The organism is Sphingobium sp. 3R8 (assembly GCF_020166615.1).
GTDB classification, from domain to species: Bacteria; Pseudomonadota; Alphaproteobacteria; order Sphingomonadales; family Sphingomonadaceae; genus Sphingobium; species Sphingobium bisphenolicum.
Genome location: NZ_JAIQXR010000019.1, coordinates 21716 through 36484 on the forward strand (window position 1 = coordinate 21716; position 14769 = coordinate 36484).

The 14769-nt window shown below is 64.5% G+C and carries 13 protein-coding genes and 2 pseudogenes; 8 read left to right on the forward strand and 7 right to left on the reverse strand.

What is annotated here, in order from left to right; translation table 11 throughout:
• Nucleotides 1-55: 55 nt before the first annotated feature.
• The 5 genes and pseudogenes from arsH to K9B33_RS17060 form a co-directional block, all read right to left on the reverse strand.
• A pseudogene (gene arsH, locus K9B33_RS17040) lies at nt 56-765 on the reverse strand (arsenical resistance protein ArsH).
• A complete protein-coding gene (gene arsB, locus K9B33_RS17045; RefSeq protein WP_224550271.1) occupies nt 762-1790 on the reverse strand; it encodes an ACR3 family arsenite efflux transporter in 1029 nt (342 codons plus the stop codon). The pseudogene arsH and the gene arsB overlap by 4 nt, the downstream one beginning before the upstream one ends.
• A gap of 5 nt (nt 1791-1795) precedes the next feature.
• Nucleotides 1796-2332 (reverse strand): GNAT family N-acetyltransferase, encoded by a 537-nt coding sequence (locus K9B33_RS17050; RefSeq protein ID WP_224550272.1) that lies wholly within the window; start codon nt 2330-2332, stop codon nt 1796-1798.
• Entirely contained in the window at nt 2329-2742 is a 414-nt protein-coding gene (gene arsC / locus K9B33_RS17055; RefSeq protein ID WP_224550273.1) for an arsenate reductase (glutaredoxin), read from the reverse strand. Before arsC ends, K9B33_RS17050 begins: the two co-directional genes overlap by 4 nt.
• A 10-nt stretch (nt 2743-2752) precedes the next feature.
• Entirely contained in the window at nt 2753-3082 is a 330-nt protein-coding gene (locus tag K9B33_RS17060; protein ID WP_224550274.1) for an ArsR/SmtB family transcription factor, read from the reverse strand.
• Nucleotides 3083-3547: 465 nt separating this feature from the next.
• On the opposite strand from K9B33_RS17060, the gene trxB reads away from it, so the two are divergent.
• Nucleotides 3548-4510, forward strand: coding sequence for a thioredoxin-disulfide reductase (trxB, locus tag K9B33_RS17065; RefSeq protein WP_224550275.1), 963 nt, complete (start codon nt 3548-3550; stop codon nt 4508-4510).
• Between the two features lie 24 nt (nt 4511-4534).
• Here trxB and K9B33_RS17070 read toward each other — a convergent pair whose 3' ends face one another.
• Both K9B33_RS17070 and K9B33_RS17075 read right to left on the reverse strand, forming a co-directional pair.
• Complete coding sequence (locus K9B33_RS17070) at nt 4535-4822, reverse strand: phosphopantetheine-binding protein (RefSeq protein ID WP_224550276.1); 288 nt, start codon at nt 4820-4822, stop codon at nt 4535-4537.
• A gap of 27 nt (nt 4823-4849) precedes the next feature.
• Complete coding sequence (locus K9B33_RS17075) at nt 4850-5854, reverse strand: GNAT family N-acetyltransferase (protein WP_224550277.1); 1005 nt, start codon at nt 5852-5854, stop codon at nt 4850-4852.
• A gap of 86 nt (nt 5855-5940) precedes the next feature.
• Here K9B33_RS17075 and K9B33_RS17080 point away from each other — a divergent pair, with 86 nt between their 5' ends.
• The 7 genes and pseudogenes from K9B33_RS17080 to K9B33_RS17110 form a co-directional block, all read left to right on the forward strand.
• Nucleotides 5941-7452, forward strand: coding sequence for an acyl-CoA ligase (AMP-forming), exosortase A system-associated (locus K9B33_RS17080; protein ID WP_224550278.1), 1512 nt, complete (start codon nt 5941-5943; stop codon nt 7450-7452).
• On the forward strand, nt 7449-8681 hold the full coding sequence (locus K9B33_RS17085) for a pyridoxal-dependent decarboxylase, exosortase A system-associated (protein ID WP_224550279.1): 1233 nt from the start codon (nt 7449-7451) through the stop codon (nt 8679-8681). Before K9B33_RS17080 ends, K9B33_RS17085 begins: the two co-directional genes overlap by 4 nt.
• 132 nt (nt 8682-8813) lie before the next feature.
• Complete coding sequence (locus K9B33_RS17090; protein ID WP_224550280.1) at nt 8814-9458, forward strand: XrtA/PEP-CTERM system exopolysaccharide export protein; 645 nt, start codon at nt 8814-8816, stop codon at nt 9456-9458.
• A 2-nt stretch (nt 9459-9460) separates the two neighbouring features.
• On the forward strand, nt 9461-10984 hold the full coding sequence (locus K9B33_RS17095) for an XrtA system polysaccharide chain length determinant (RefSeq protein WP_224550281.1): 1524 nt from the start codon (nt 9461-9463) through the stop codon (nt 10982-10984).
• Nucleotides 10985-10998: 14 nt separating this feature from the next.
• On the forward strand, nt 10999-11931 hold the full coding sequence (locus tag K9B33_RS17100; protein ID WP_224550282.1) for an AAA family ATPase: 933 nt from the start codon (nt 10999-11001) through the stop codon (nt 11929-11931).
• A gap of 53 nt (nt 11932-11984) precedes the next feature.
• On the forward strand, nt 11985-13532 hold the full coding sequence (locus K9B33_RS17105) for a hypothetical protein (protein ID WP_224550332.1): 1548 nt from the start codon (nt 11985-11987) through the stop codon (nt 13530-13532).
• A gap of 23 nt (nt 13533-13555) precedes the next feature.
• A pseudogene (locus K9B33_RS17110) lies at nt 13556-14575 on the forward strand (XrtA/PEP-CTERM system-associated ATPase); the annotation flags it as partial.
• Nucleotides 14576-14769: the final 194 nt, after the last annotated feature.

The window sequence follows — 14769 nt, forward strand, 5'->3', positions numbered from 1 at the left end:
TCCGTTTGGCGTGCCCAGGTTAACACTCAGCAGGTCCAATCCGGCCCTAAAGCGCTTACGCGGCATCGACCGGCACTCCTGCCCCTTTGCGCTCGGAGTGCGGTTGACTAACTGCGCCGTATGCGGCCGCATCAGCACGGTGAAGCGGACCATTTCCTCCATCACGTCGACGATGCGCTCGTAATAGCTCGACGCCCGCATGCGGCCGTCTTCATCGAACTCTTTATAGGCCATCGCCACCGACGATTGATTAGGGATCGTGAACATCCGCATCCAGCGGCCCAGCAGGCGCAGCGAGTTGACGGCGTTAAACGACTGCGACCCACCCGACACCTGCATGACTGCAAGCGTGCGTCCTTGCGTCGGCCGCATCCCTTTCATCTCAAGCGGAAGATGGTCGATCTGCGTCTTCATGATGCCGCTGATCTGGCCGTGCCGCTCCGGGCTGCACCAGACCATGCCTTCCGACCCTAGCGCGTGCTCGCGCAGTTCATGAACGGCAGGATGATTGTCTCCGGCTACTTGGTCGGGCAGCGGCAGGTCGCTGGGATTGAAGATACGTGTCTCGGCGCCGAAGAAGTGCAACAGGCGGGCGGCCTCTTCCACGGCGAGGCGCGAGAACGAGCGCTCCCGCAGCGAGCCGTAGAGCAGCAGGATGCGCGGAGCCGGTTGATCCGGGCCAAGACCGCAGGCGGGACGAGCCAGCGCGAAAGCCTTGTCCAAAGCAGGAAGATGATCGGGGTCGGCGAGCTCGCGCAGTCTCATGCGGAAATACCTTTCTCGTACCAAGGGCGTGTCCGCTTCACCAAGGCGACGATCGACAGCATTACCGGCACTTCGACCAGCACGCCCACGACCGTTGCCAGCGCGGCGCCAGAACTGAGGCCAAAGAGACTGATGGCGGCGGCCACTGCCAGTTCGAAGAAGTTGGAGGCACCGATCAGCGCCGAAGGGCCGGCGACGCACCATGCCACGCCGAAACGGCGGCTGAGCCAATAGGCGATGCCGGCATTGAGATAGACCTGAAACAGGATCGGCACGGCAATCAGCGCGATCACCAGCGGTTGGCGGATGATCTGTTCGCCCTGAAAGCCGAACAGCAGCACAAGCGTCAAGAGCAGGCTTGAAAGGCTGATCGGGCCAATGGCGGACAGGAAATGCTGGAGCCGCTTCTCACCGCCGCGAACGAGCGCGCGGCGAAGCAGTTGCGAGATGACCACCGGGACGACGATGTAGAGTCCGACCGACAGCGCCAAGGTGCTCCACGGCACGGTGATCGATGCCACACCTAGCAGCAGACCCACCAACGGCGCGAAGGCAAAGACCATGATCAGGTCGTTCAGCGCGACCTGGCTCAAGGTGTAGTTCGGCTCGCCCCCGACAAGGTTGGACCAGACGAAGACCATCGCCGTGCATGGCGCGGCGGCAAGCAAGATCAGGCCTGCGATGTACGAGTTTGACGCGCCTGCCGGCAGCAGCGGTGTGAACAGATAGCCAAGGAGGAATGTGCCGAGTAGCGCCATAGAAAACGGCTTGATCGCCCAGTTCACCACGAGGGTGACGCCGATGCCGCGCCAGTGCTGCCGCAGGCTATGGAGCGCGCCGAAATCAACGCGTAACAGCATCGGGATGATCATCAGCCAGATCAGCACCGCAACCATCAGGTTGACGTTGGCGATCTCCAGCGCTGCGATCGCCTCGAAGGCACGGGGGAGCAAATGGCCGAGACCAATCCCGATGACGATGCACAAAGCCACCCACAACGAAAGATATCGTTCGAACAGGGACATTGCTGTCAGTCCCTCCGGGAAACGGCAGGTGCAGTCGTGATACCGCCGCCCAGGGCGATCTGCATGTAAATCGTGTCGAGCCAACGGCCAGCCTTCCAGCCCATACCGGTCAGGCGGCCGACGTGCGCAAAGCCACAGGCGCCATGCAGCGCGACGGAAGCGGGTTCACCGCCGCCGATAACGGCTACCATCTGCCGAAAGCCATAGCCTTCAGCTGCTTCCAGCAAGGCCTTCAGCAGCAGCTTGCCGATGCCGCAGCCGCGCTGGCCATGCGCCACGTAGATGCTGTTCTCGCAGGCATAGGCGTAAGCTGGCCGATCGCGGAACTGCGTGGCATAGGAATAGCCCACCACTTCAGATCCATCGCAGGCGACGAGAAACGGCCATTTCCGGCCGGTCACCATCCGTATCTTCCCTACGGTTTCGGCCTGCGTCGGCGGCACGACTTCGTACGTCGCCGTGCCGTGTAAGACATGATGCGCGTAAATCGCGGCGATAGCCTTGGCATCGTCGATCGTCGCCGGGCGAACCGAAAGGGTCATTGCCGGGTTGCTTCCACGACTTCGCCGTCTTCCTTGACGAAGGTGCTGCGCTGTTGCGTCGGCAGCAAATCCAGCACTTCTTCGGAAGGGCGGCAAAGTTTCACGCCCAACGGCGACACGACCAGCGGCCGGTTGATGAGGATGGGATGCTCTATCATCGCGTCGAGCAGGGCCTCGTCCGTCAAGGTCTCATCGCCGAGGCCCAGTTTGGCATAAGGCGTCCCCTTCTCGCGCAGCAGAGCGCGCGTGGTGATACCGGCCCGCTTGATGAGTTCCATCAGCAGCGCGCGGCTTGGTGGCGTCTTCAGGTACTCGATAACATGAGGCTCGATGCCGGCATTGCGGATCATGGCCAGGGCATTACGAGAGGTCCCGCAAAGCGGGTTATGGTAGATCACGATATCGGTCATTCTTGCCTCTTCAGCAGGAGGTAAGTTCGGCCAGAAGCGGCTCGCACAACTCGGCGCGCCCCTGGCAGCAATCCTTGGCCAGATAGACCATCAGTCCGCGCAGCGTGTCGAGGTTGGCGCGCTGGATTTGTTGGCGACCACGCTTCTCGGAAAGCACCAGCCCGGCGTTCGCCATCACGGCCAGATGCGTCGAAAAAGTGCTCTGGGTCAGCCCCGATGCTTCGACCAATTCGCCGGTCGACAGACCATCAGGCTCATGTCGGATCAGCAGCCGAAATGCATCCAGCCGCGTTGGATGGCCAAAAGCGGAGAGAATGGAAAGGGCGTCATCGGTGTCCATGCATCGTGATTAACCGATGCGATCTGGCTCGTCAATAAAACATCGTATATTCCCGATGCGTTGGCAGTGGGAAGCAATAGCAGAATTAGATAAGTCTGCGACCTGAAGCTGCCTTTCCGGAATCGGCCATCCCAGCCCCTCCAACATCCTTCCCAAATAGGATTTCGTCTGATCTAACCCTCGGCATGGATCAGCCTTCCTCCATCTCTCACCGCATCACGCCCCGCATCCCCGCGCCCAAATCATGCCCGCATCACCCAATAGGAAGTGACGCGTCGCGAGCGCCTTCGGGAAGCCTTGCGAGCGCTTCCGGCCCATTTCGTGCGTTACACTGTGAACTTCGCGCGCCACCTCGCGCCATCCCCAAAGCGCCGCTTCGTCGCCCCCATGCAAATCCTTCGCTTGGCGCGCGGCGTGGGGGTGCCTATCTCTCTGGCCGACACGAATCATAGCTGAAAGCCTGATATGACCGCCACCCATTCCACCCGCATGCTCATCCTCGGTTCCGGCCCGGCCGGCCTGTCCGCCGCCATTTACGGCGCGCGCGCGGGTCTGGCGCCGATCGTGGTGCAGGGGATGCAGCCGGGCGGCCAGCTCACCATCACTACCGATGTCGAAAATTATCCCGGTTTCAAGGACGTTATCCAGGGGCCGTGGCTGATGGAGCAGATGCAGGCGCAGGCCGAGCATGTCGGCGCGCAGATGATGTACGACCAGATCGTCGATGTCGACCTGTCCGAACGTCCTTTCCGCCTGCGCGGCGATGGCGGCACCCTCTATGTCGCCGACACGCTGGTCATCTGCACCGGCGCGCAGGCCAAATGGCTGGGCGTGGAGGGCGAGGAGCATCTGCAGGGCAAGGGCGTATCGGCCTGCGCCACCTGCGACGGCTTCTTTTATCGCGGCAAGAAGGTGGTGGTCATCGGCGGCGGCAACACCGCGGTCGAGGAAGCGCTCTACCTCACCAACCACAGCCATGACGTCACCCTGATCCACCGCCGCGATTCGCTGCGCGCGGAAAAGATCCTGCAACAGCGGCTGCACGCCCATCCGCACATCAAGGTGCTGTGGAACAAGGCGGTCGACCGATTCGTCGGCGGCGGCACGCCCGAAGGTCTGGTCGGGGTCGACCTGATCGATACGGTGACGGGCGAAAAGTCGCATGAGCCGACCGACGGCGGCTTCGTCGCGATCGGCCATCATCCCGCGACCGAATTGTTCACCGGCAAGCTGCCGACCGACGAGGGCTATCTGCTGGTGGAAAAGGGCACGACCCGCACGGCGATTCCGGGCGTGTTCGCCGCGGGCGACGTCACCGATAAAATCTATCGCCAGGCCGTGACCGCGGCGGGCATGGGCTGCATGGCCGCGCTCGACGTCGAGAAATTCCTGGCGGAACAGGATTTCGAGGAACTGGTGGAGGCGTAAGCCGCCGCCGCGGGCGGGCTGGGTTCAGGCCAGCTTCGCCTGCGCGAAGGCGACGAGCGACCCGAATGTCTCGAACGTGTCGCCGTCGATATCGTCATCCTCGATCAGGATGTCGAAGCGGTCCTCGATTTCGGTCAGCAGGCCCGCGACCGCCATCGAATCCAGTTCCGGCAGCGCGCCGAACAGGGGGGTGTCCGCGTCGAAGCTATCGACCTGGGTTTGCGGCAGGCTGAGTACGTCGCGCAACAGCGCCCGCATCAGGCTGTCCACATCGAGAGTCCGGTCGACCGGCTGAGAATTTTGCGCCCGCATGATGCGCGCTAAATAGAGGGACGCGGCTTAACCTACAAGCGCTGAAATGGCGGTGCGCGCCGCCGGGAGCCAACTGGAGGGGAAACGCGGGTTGAAAGCGTCGATGCGGTGGAGCGGGATGCGCCGGTCCATCCAGTCGGTCTTGTAGCCGTTGTCGCCGGTGCCATAGTCGATCATGCGCACCCGATCCCCGTCGATCGCCTGCTTGAACATCGCATGGCTCAACAATGTGCCGGGGGAAGCATGGTCGAAGGCGCTGTCATGGCTCAGCTTGTGGATCAGGGCGACGTCCCGCTCCACGGTCCACAATTGGGTCGCCACCGCGCGCCCGTCCAACCGCGCGAAACCCAGCCGCAACGTCCCCGCCGCGCTTTCCCGCTCGGCCAGGTCGTGCAGGAAATCGAGGCCGGGTTCAGCCTCCTTCCAGCTACGGTCATGCACGTCGATATAGTCCCGCCACAGGTCGTCGGTCAGCCGCGTGGCGATCGACAGGGCGAACGGGTCGCCACGTCCCTTGCGCTTGACGAGATTGCGCAGCCGGCCCGGCCGCGCCGCCCAATAGTCGGCGAAGCAGCAGCCCTCCACCTCCAAAAGATAGCGCCCGCCCATCGCCCGCTGGACGGCGAACCAGCCGGCGCGGCGCAGCGCGGCGAGCAGGGGCGCGGCATCCTCCAGCGGATAGAGATCGATCTGCGCGCAGCGCGTCATCAGGTGCCGGGCCAAGCTTTCCAGCAACCGCTGCCGGGTCGCGGCATCGGGTGCGCCGATGAAGACGGGCGCCCAGGCGAAGCTGTACCAGTTGGCGAGCGCGCTGGCGCGACGGGGGGCGGGGGCGAGCAGGAACAGCCAGGCTTGCGCATCGCCTTCCTGCGCCTGCACGATAGAGACGGGCTGGTCAGGGAAGCAGCGATCATGCAGAGCCGCAAACCAGTCGATCCGGTCGAACAGGGCCAATCCATGCGCGCGATCGAGCCGGCCGGCCAAAGCCTGCCGCGCCTGTGCGAGCATCTGATATTCCCTTGGCGCCACCAACCGACTATCTCCGCCCCAACTATAGGGCGGCATAGGAGAAAAGTCTGGAAATGGAGTTAAGCCCGCCTGTGTCCACGGATTTCCCCATGATCGACGGCGCGCAGTTGCGGCCGATCGACCATCTGCTGCTGCGCGGCGACGCCTTGCGGACGGCGCTGGATGGTCGATCCGGCAGCTACAGCTATGCCGAACTGGAAGAGACGCTGGGACGGCTGGCGGGCTGGCTGGCGGGATTCGGGCTGAAGAAGGGCGCGCGAGTCGCAAGCTGGATCGCCAAAGGGCCGGTCGCCGCGCTGATGCCGTTGGCGGCGCCGCGTGCGGGTTTGGTCCATGTGCCGGTCAATCCATTGCTCAAACATGCGCAGGTCGCCCATATCCTGGCCGACAGCGGCGCGCTGCTGCTGATCGGGGCGGCGGCGCGACTCGAAAGCCTGTCGCCCGGCGACGTGCCGGCCGATTGCCAACTGCATCGCGAGGATGACGCCGCCTGCGCGATGAGCGGCGGCCAGGCGATCGGGCCTGGTTCAGCCGCGCCTGACGATCTGGCGGCGATCCTCTACACCAGCGGTTCGACCGGACGGCCCAAGGGAGTGATGCTCAGCCACGCCAACCTGTGGCTTGGCGCGGTGGCGGTGGCGGCCTATCTCCAACTGACGGAGGCGGATCGCACCGCCTGCGTCCTGCCTTTCAGCTTCGATTATGGACAAAATCAGCTACTTTCCACCTGGTACGCCGGGGGCTGCGTCTATCCGCTCGATTATCTCACGCCGCGCGATGTGATGAAGCTGGTGGATCGGCGGGACATCACGACGCTGGCCGGGGTGCCGCCGCTCTGGGTGCAACTGACCGAGCTGGACTGGCCGGTGGAGATTGCCGCGAAGCTCAAGCGGCTGACCAACAGTGGCGGGGCGCTGACCCGGCCGCTGGTCGCCAGGCTGTGCGCGCTGTTCCCACAGGCCGACCTCTATCCGATGTACGGGCTGACCGAGGCGTTTCGGTCCACCTATCTGCCGCCGGCGCTGGTGGGCAGCCATCCCGATTCGATGGGCCGGGCGATCCCCTTTGCGGAGATTCTGGTAGTCCGCCCGGACGGCAGCATCACCGACGATGAGGAGCCGGGCGAACTGGTCCATTGCGGGCCGCTGGTGGCGCAGGGCTATTGGCGCGACCCGGCGCGGACGGCCGAGCGGTTCAAGCCCGCGCCCGCGATATCGGCCTATGGCGGCATGGCGGTCTGGTCGGGCGACACGGTGCGCCGGGATGCCCAGGGCCTGCTCTATTTCGTCGGCCGCGACGATGCGATGATCAAGTCGGCGGGCAACCGGATCAGCCCGACCGAGATAGAGGAGGCCGCGGTCGCCGTGCCTGGCGTCTCCGAAGCCGTGGCTTTGGGGGTACGGGATGACCGGCTGGGGCAGGCGGTGCGGCTGCTGATCCGCGCCGACGACATTTCCGTCGCCTCGGCGGTTGCCGCCCGTCTCAAGACCGAACTGCCCAATTTCATGCAGCCCAAGGATATCGTCGTGCTTCCAGATTTCCCCCGCAATCCCAATGGCAAGATCGATCGGGTCGCGCTGGCCAAGGAGCATGGCGCATGAAGCCGATGGGGCCGATTCCCGCCTGGTTCGGGCAGGAAGAAGGCATGTTGATCGTCGGCGGCTGCGGCGCAGCCAGCCTGGTGGACGAGGCTGGAGACACGCCGCTTTTCGCCTATGACATGAACGTCGTCGAAGCGCAGGTGCGAAGGTTTCGCGCCGCCATGCCCGATGCGTTGCATCTCCATTATGCGATCAAGGCCAACCCCTATGCGCCGCTGCTGGCCCGGATGGGGAGCCAGGTGGATGGATTCGATATTGCCTCGGGGGGCGAACTGGAAATGGCGCTTACAGCCGGAATGGCGCCGGATCGGATCAGTTTTGCAGGACCGGGCAAGCGTAACGACGAATTGGAAGCCGCGATCTTCGCGGGCGTGACCATCAATCTGGAGTCGGAGGGGGAAGGGCGCCGCGCGCTGGCTGTTGCCGAAAAGCTGGGCAAGACCCCACGCCTGGCGGTGCGGGTCAACCCGGACTTCGACCTCAAGGGATCGGGGATGCGCATGGGCGGCGGGGCCAAGCCGTTCGGCGTCGATGCCGATCGCGCGGCGGCGCTGGCGCGGGCGATGATCGATGCGGGGGCGGACTGGCGGGGCTGGCATATTTTCGCCGGCAGCCAGAATCTCGATCCATTGGCGATCATCGAGACGCAGGCGACGACGATTGCGCTGGCGGCGCGGCTGTCGGACGATGTCGGCGCGTCGCCGCCGCTGGTCAATCTGGGCGGGGGCTTTGGCCTGGCCTATTTCCCCGGCGACGAACGGCTGGATATCCGCCCGATCGGCGTGGCGCTGGACAGCGCATTGGACAGTTTGCCGGGCATTTTGCAGGGCAGCGCCTTCGCGATCGAACTGGGGCGCTGGCTGGTGGGGGAGGCGGGGGTCTATCTGACCCGTGTCATCGATGTGAAGGTCAGCCAGGGCGAAACCTTCGTCGTGGTCGATGGGGGTCTGCATCACCAACTGGCCGCCAGCGGTAATTTCGGCACGGTCGTACGGCGCAACTACCCGATCGCGGTCGCCAACCGCTTCGGTGCGGCCTCGACGGGCCAGCCGGTGACGGTGGTGGGGTGCCTGTGCACGCCGATCGATCGTCTGGGCGACAAAGTGGCGCTGCCGCCGGTCAGGGAGGGTGACCTGATCGCCATCTTCCTGGCCGGGGCCTATGGCGCGTCGGCAAGTCCTGCGGCATTTCTTGGTCACCCAAGTCCTCGCGAACTTTTACTTGGCTGATTTGCTCAGGACTTAACTCCTAACGGTATCTTTACCCTTTCCCGGCAAGAAGAAGTTCGAAGCCATGTGCTGCCTGGTTGCCTTGCCCTCTTTGGCGGCCGCCGGTGCATGGCCGCACAAAGAGGTGAGATTATGCGTTTTGTGTCGGTTTCCAGGCTTTTGATCGGCGTATCGCTACCCGCCGTCGCCTTGTCGGGCTGCGCCTCTGCGCCGTCCGGACCGCAATTGCCGCCCGCTTCTTTCGTGTCGACGCAGGAAGGGCCGGGTGAGGAATATATCATCGGTCCGCTCGACGACCTCACCATCTTCGTGTGGCGCAATCCCGAACTGGGCGCGAAGGTTCAGGTGCGCCCCGATGGCCGCATCACTACGCCGCTGATCACGGACATGCCGGCTGTGGGCAAGACGCCCAAGATGCTGTCGGACGACATCAAGCTGGCGTTGACCCAATATATCGAAAATCCGCTGGTGTCGGTGATCGTCAACAATTTCAGCGGCACGTTCAGCCAGCAGGTACGGATCGTGGGCGCGACGGAAAAGCCCGCGTCGATTCCCTATCGTGCGAACATGACCCTGCTGGACGCGATGATCGCCGTCGGCGGCCTGTCCGAATATGCGGCGGGCAACCGCGCGCGGCTTGTTCGCTTCGACAAGAATACGGGCAAGCAGAAGGAATATCAGGTCCGCCTGGGCGACCTTTTGAAGAAGGGGGATACGCGCGCCAATGTGTTGCTGTCGCCCGGCGACGTCATCATCATTCCTGAAAGCATGTTCTGATCATGGCCGGTCTCTACGACGAATTGTTGGTCCTGCTCCACGGCATATGGAGCCGCCGCTGGGTGGCGCTCGGCGTCGCCTGGGGCTTGTGCATGCTGGGCTGGCTGGGCGTGGCGCTCATCCCCAACAGCTATCAGTCCAAGGCGCGGGTCTATGTGAACACCCAGTCGCTGCTGGAGGACAAGGTGGGGATAACCCAGGTCCAGTCACAGCAGGATCTCGACCGGGTGCGCAGCACGCTGGCGAGCGCTGAGAATCTGGAAAAGGTGGTACGCGATACCGACCTGTCCCAGTCCGTGTCCGGCCCGCGCGACATTGCCGCCAAGATCACGACGTTGCGCGAGAACATCACGGTGATGGCGCAGGCCGATCCCAGCATGATCGACATCAGTGCGATCTCTGCCGATTCGGGCCTGTCGGATGGCGCCAATGCGCGCATCGCGCAACAGGTCGTGCAGAAGCTGATCGATATCTTCCAGGAAGAGAATCTGTCGGGCGATCGCAACCAGACCAAGCAGAGCCTGGCCTTCCTCGACCAGCAGATCGCCGCGCGCGGCAAGCAGTTGGAGGCAGCAGACCAGCGCCGCGTCGAATTCGCGCAGCGCTATATCGGCCTGTTGCCGGGCGCCGGTTCGATCAGCCAGCGTATGGATGCGGCCCGCGCGGAGATCAGTAATATCGATTCGCAACTCGTTCAGGCGCAGAGTGCCCTGAGCGCGATGAACGGCCAACTCGCGGGCACGCCGGCGACTCTGCCAGGCGTCGGCGCATCGGGCGGGGTATCGCCGCTGGCGCAGGCGCAATCCAATCTGGCGTCGATGCGCGCGCGTGGGTGGACCGCCAACCACCCCGACGTGATTGCGGCCCAGCGCGAAGTCGATGCCCTGCGCAAGAGCGGTGGCGGCGGCAGCGCGGGTGGCGCCGGCAGCACGCCCAATCCCGCTTATCTGTCGATCAAGTCGATGCAGGCGGAACGGGCCGCCACGGTGCAGGCGCTCAGCACGCGCAAGGCGCAGTTGCAGGGCGACCTCAACACCATGATGTCCAAACAGGTGAATGAACCGGGCGTCGCATCCGAGCAGGAAAAGATCGAAAGCGACTATGCCGCGCTCAAGGCGCAATATGACAAGCTGGCGGCCGACCGGGAGGAAATCCGCCTGCGGGGCGACGTGAAGACCGAGACCGGCTCCGTCCAGTTCCGCGTCATCCAGCCGCCCAGCACCCCGACGGCGCCGTCGGCCCCCAACCGGCCGCTGCTGCTGCTGGGCGTGTTGATCCTGGGCATCGGTGCGGGCATCGGCATCGCCTTCGCGCTCGGCCAGCTCAAGGGCACCTTCCCGACCGCCGCGCGGCTTGAAAAGGCGCTTGGCCTGCCAGTCGCCGGATCGATCAGCCAGACGGTCAGCGCGGCGCAGGTGGCGGTCGAAAAGCAACGTATGAAATGGTTCGCCGGAGCGAGCGGGGGGCTGGCAGCCGTCTGCCTGCTGCTGATCGTCGTCGAATTCGTCCAGCGCGGTATGGCGTGAAGGAGCCAGGGAAGATGAACCAGCACAGCTCCATCAAGGGCCGGGGATCGCTGATCGAGCGGGCGACCGAAATCTACGATTTCAACGCCGCATTGCGTGGCCGCGGCGCGCCTGCCGTCGATGTGCCCGCCGACCTGCCGCCCGCGCCCGTTGCGCCGCCGGCGCCTGCGGCCCTCGTGGCCGATACGCCTGCCGCGCCGACCTTTCGCGCGCCGGCCTGGACCGGGCCGGTGCAGGCGATCGACCGGATCAAGCTGGTCGAGGACGGCTTCCTGCGTCCCGACAGCGCGGTTACGACGATGAGCGAGGAATTTCGCCTGCTCAAGCGCGACCTGCTGTCGCAGCTACAGAATAATCCGCGGGGCAATCGGATCCTCGTTTGCTCCGCCCATAGCGGCGATGGCAAGACCTTCTGTGCGATCAACCTGGCGCTCAGCCTGGCGGCGGAGAAGGATCGCGAGATCCTGCTGGTAGACGCCGATTTCGGCAAACCCGGCATTCCCGCGCAACTGGGGCTGGAGGCCGGCCCCGGCCTGATGGACGCGCTCGCTGACCCCATGGTTGCGATCGAAGACTGCGTGATCCGCACCGACATTCCCTCGCTCGCCGTGCTGCCCGCCGGGCAGCGCAGCAACAACGACACCGAATATCTCGCCTCGGCCCGGACCGAACAACTGCTCAAGCGGCTGACCGATGGCCGGCCCGACCGCATCGTGATCTTTGATTCGCCGCCGTTGCTGGCGGCATCGCCCGCCGCCGTGCTCGCCAGCCACGCCGCCATCGCGCTGCTGGTCGTGCGCGCCGACAAGACGCCCGAAAGCGCGCTGCGCGACGCCGCGGGCCTGTTGAGGGGCGGCGCGCAGGTGCAGCTTTTGCTCAATGCCGTCCGCTTCAACAGCGGCGGCCGCCGTTTCGGCAGCTATTACGCCAAGGGGGAAGCCCAGTGAAGACCGTTCGGCTCTGGATCGCAGGCGCATCCTGCGTCGCGCTGGCCGCTGCAATGCCCGTCCATGCGCAATCGTCGTCCGACGAGAAGCGCGTCGATGTGGTCCCCTATATCGGGGTGGACCAGGTCGTGATGGGGCCGCTCAAGGGCGGCGGCGACGTGCTGACCTACACCAATGTTACCGCGGGCCTGACCGCCGAAGTGCAGAACAAGCGGGTCGAGGCGGCCGTCGACCTGCAATATAATCACAGCTTCGGCTGGAGCAGCCAAGCGGTCGATCAGGATGTGCTGAGCGGCTTTGGCCATGCCAACGTCAATGTCGCCCGCGGCCTGTCCATCCAGAGCGGCGGCCTTGCCACGCGGGTGCGTACCGACGGCCTGTCGGGCGCGTCCACCCAGCGCGACACCTATACCAGCCAGGTCTGGTCCGGCTATGTCGGCCCATCCTATACAACGCAGCTTGGCGACTTCAACGTCAACGCCTCCTATCGCCTCGGCTATGCGCGGGTCGATGACAGTGTGAGCCAGAACAGCGTTCAGGGACAGGGGGGCGGCTCCTTCGCCGATAGCTGGACGCACAGTTTGAGCGGATCGGTCGGCTTTTCGCCCGACACGGTGTTGCCGGGCATCGGCCTGACGGCCAGCGGCGGCTATGACCGCGAAGATGCCAGCCAGCTCGACCAGCGGTTCGAGGATCTGTGGGGCCGGGTCGATGCGACCGTACCCATCACGCCAACGCTCGCCGCCGTCGGCGGCGTCGGCTATGAAAAGATCCAGATCAGCCAGCGTTCGCCGGAACTGGGTGCGGACGGCCTGCCGCTGATCCGCAACGGCCGCTATGTTACCGACAAAAGCTCGCCGCGCGCGCTGGTCTATGATTTCGACGACATCATCTGGGACGCGGGTGTTTTGTGGCGGCCCAGCCGTCGCACGACGTTACAGGCGCGGGTCGGCGAACGCTATGGCGGGATGACCTATCAGGGCAGCTTCCTGTGGCAGGGCCGCGACAGCAGCGTCGCCATCATCGTCTTCGACGGGATCGACAGTTTCGGCCGCATGATTACCGCCGACGTGGCCGCCCTGTCGGGCAGCAATTTCGACGTGGCGCGCAACCCGTTCACCGGCGACATCACCGGCTGCGCCTTCTCCACCACCGGCGGGGGGCAGTGCTTCAACGATGCGTTGTCGGGCATCACCGACGCCAATTTCCGCTATCGTGGCGTGTCGGCGCAATATTCGCTGCGTCGCGGGCCGTGGGGCTGGGGCGTGGGCGCGGGCTATTCGCAGCGCAAGTTCATCACCCCCAGCGGCCAGACCATATTGATCCGCGGATCGCGGGACGAGAACTGGTACGGCAACGGGTCGGTAAGCTATATGTTCAACGATCGCGACAGCATCGACCTGGTTGGCTACGTGAATTATTTCGATGCAAGCGGTGGACGGCCAGATGTGTTGAACTATGGGTCATTCGCCAGCTATTATAAGGGGTTGTCGCGCCGTCTGTCTGCGTCTGCCTCGCTTGGCCTGGATGGGGTGCAGGCGGATGATCTGGACACCATCATCAGCGCGATGGGGCAGGTCGGCCTGCGCTACAGCTTCTAACCGGTCGCCTTGGAGACGAAGAGATGTACGATCAATTCTACGGATTGCAGGGCCGTCCGTTCCAACTGACGCCGGACCCGCATTATTATTTCGAGAGCGCGACCCATCGCAAGGCATTATCCTATCTGGGCTACGGCCTGGCGCAGGGTGAAGGCTTCATTGTCATCACCGGCGACATCGGTGCGGGCAAGACGACGCTGGTCGGTCACCTGATGCAGACCATCGATCCGGCGCGGCTGACCGCCGTCAAGATCGTGTCGACGCAGGTAGAGGGCGACGACATGCTCCGCCTCGCCGCGCAGAGTTTCGGTCTTTCCACCGACGGCCTGTCCAAGGCGGCGATTCTGCAACAGGTCGAAGCCAGGCTTCATGCTCAGGCGCGGGCCGGGCGGCGCAGCCTGCTGATCGTGGACGAGGCGCAGAACCTGCCTGTTACCGCGATCGAGGAATTGCGGATGCTGTCCAATTTCCAGTTGGGTGGTCAGTCGCTGCTGCAGATATTCCTGCTGGGCCAGCCGGAATTTCGCGACCTTCTCAAGTCGCCCGAACTGGAGCAGTTGCGCCAGCGCGTCATTGCGACCCATCATCTGGAACCGATGATGGCCAATGAGGTCGAACCCTATATCCTCCATCGCCTCGCCATTGCGGGCTGGAGCGGCAACCCGGCTTTTACGCCGGGGGCCTTTTCGGCGCTCTATGCGGCGACCGGCGGCGTACCGCGCCGCCTGAACGCGCTGGCCAGCCGGGTGCTGCTGCTGGGCGCGATCGAGCAACTGCATGTGATCGACGAGGAAGTCGTGGACGCCGTCGTCGCGGACATGGGCCTGGATGCCGATATCGCGCCGGAACCCGTCGCGCCGTCGGTGCTGGATGCCGTTGAAGAGTCGGTTGCGTTCGAGCCGGAACCGGTCGAGCTTGTAGTCGCCGACGAGAGCGTCGAGGACGAGCCGATCGAGGAGCAGGCCGTCCCGCAACCCTTCGGCTATTATCCCGCCGATGAGCAACTGCCCGACGACGAGCCGGTAAAGGACGAGACCATCGAACTGGATGCGGCCTGGCCGCAGCCGGACCGGACGACGGCGGAAATCGAACCGCTCGCTCCCGCTGCCGAGGCGGAAGAGGAAGATGTGGCTGGCGAGCCGGTGACGCCGATCGTCGTGGCGCCCTTCGCGCGACCGGCCTTCGCCGCCTTTGCGCCGCCGCGGGCGGTCGAGCGTGCGTTCGAACCCGAAGCGGC

Coding starts and splice junctions, on each gene's coding strand:
- arsB (WP_224550271.1), bottom strand. CDS start 1,790: ATGTCCCTGTTCGAACGATATCTTTCGTTGTGGGTGGCTTTGTGCATC.
- K9B33_RS17050 (WP_224550272.1), bottom strand. CDS start 2,332: ATGACCCTTTCGGTTCGCCCGGCGACGATCGACGATGCCAAGGCTATC.
- arsC (WP_224550273.1), bottom strand. CDS start 2,742: ATGACCGATATCGTGATCTACCATAACCCGCTTTGCGGGACCTCTCGT.
- K9B33_RS17060 (WP_224550274.1), bottom strand. CDS start 3,082: ATGGACACCGATGACGCCCTTTCCATTCTCTCCGCTTTTGGCCATCCA.
- trxB (WP_224550275.1), top strand. CDS start 3,548: ATGACCGCCACCCATTCCACCCGCATGCTCATCCTCGGTTCCGGCCCG.
- K9B33_RS17070 (WP_224550276.1), bottom strand. CDS start 4,822: ATGCGGGCGCAAAATTCTCAGCCGGTCGACCGGACTCTCGATGTGGAC.
- K9B33_RS17080 (WP_224550278.1), top strand. CDS start 5,941: ATGATCGACGGCGCGCAGTTGCGGCCGATCGACCATCTGCTGCTGCGC.
- K9B33_RS17085 (WP_224550279.1), top strand. CDS start 7,449: ATGAAGCCGATGGGGCCGATTCCCGCCTGGTTCGGGCAGGAAGAAGGC.
- K9B33_RS17090 (WP_224550280.1), top strand. CDS start 8,814: ATGCGTTTTGTGTCGGTTTCCAGGCTTTTGATCGGCGTATCGCTACCC.
- K9B33_RS17095 (WP_224550281.1), top strand. CDS start 9,461: ATGGCCGGTCTCTACGACGAATTGTTGGTCCTGCTCCACGGCATATGG.
- K9B33_RS17100 (WP_224550282.1), top strand. CDS start 10,999: ATGAACCAGCACAGCTCCATCAAGGGCCGGGGATCGCTGATCGAGCGG.
- K9B33_RS17105 (WP_224550332.1), top strand. CDS start 11,985: ATGCCCGTCCATGCGCAATCGTCGTCCGACGAGAAGCGCGTCGATGTG.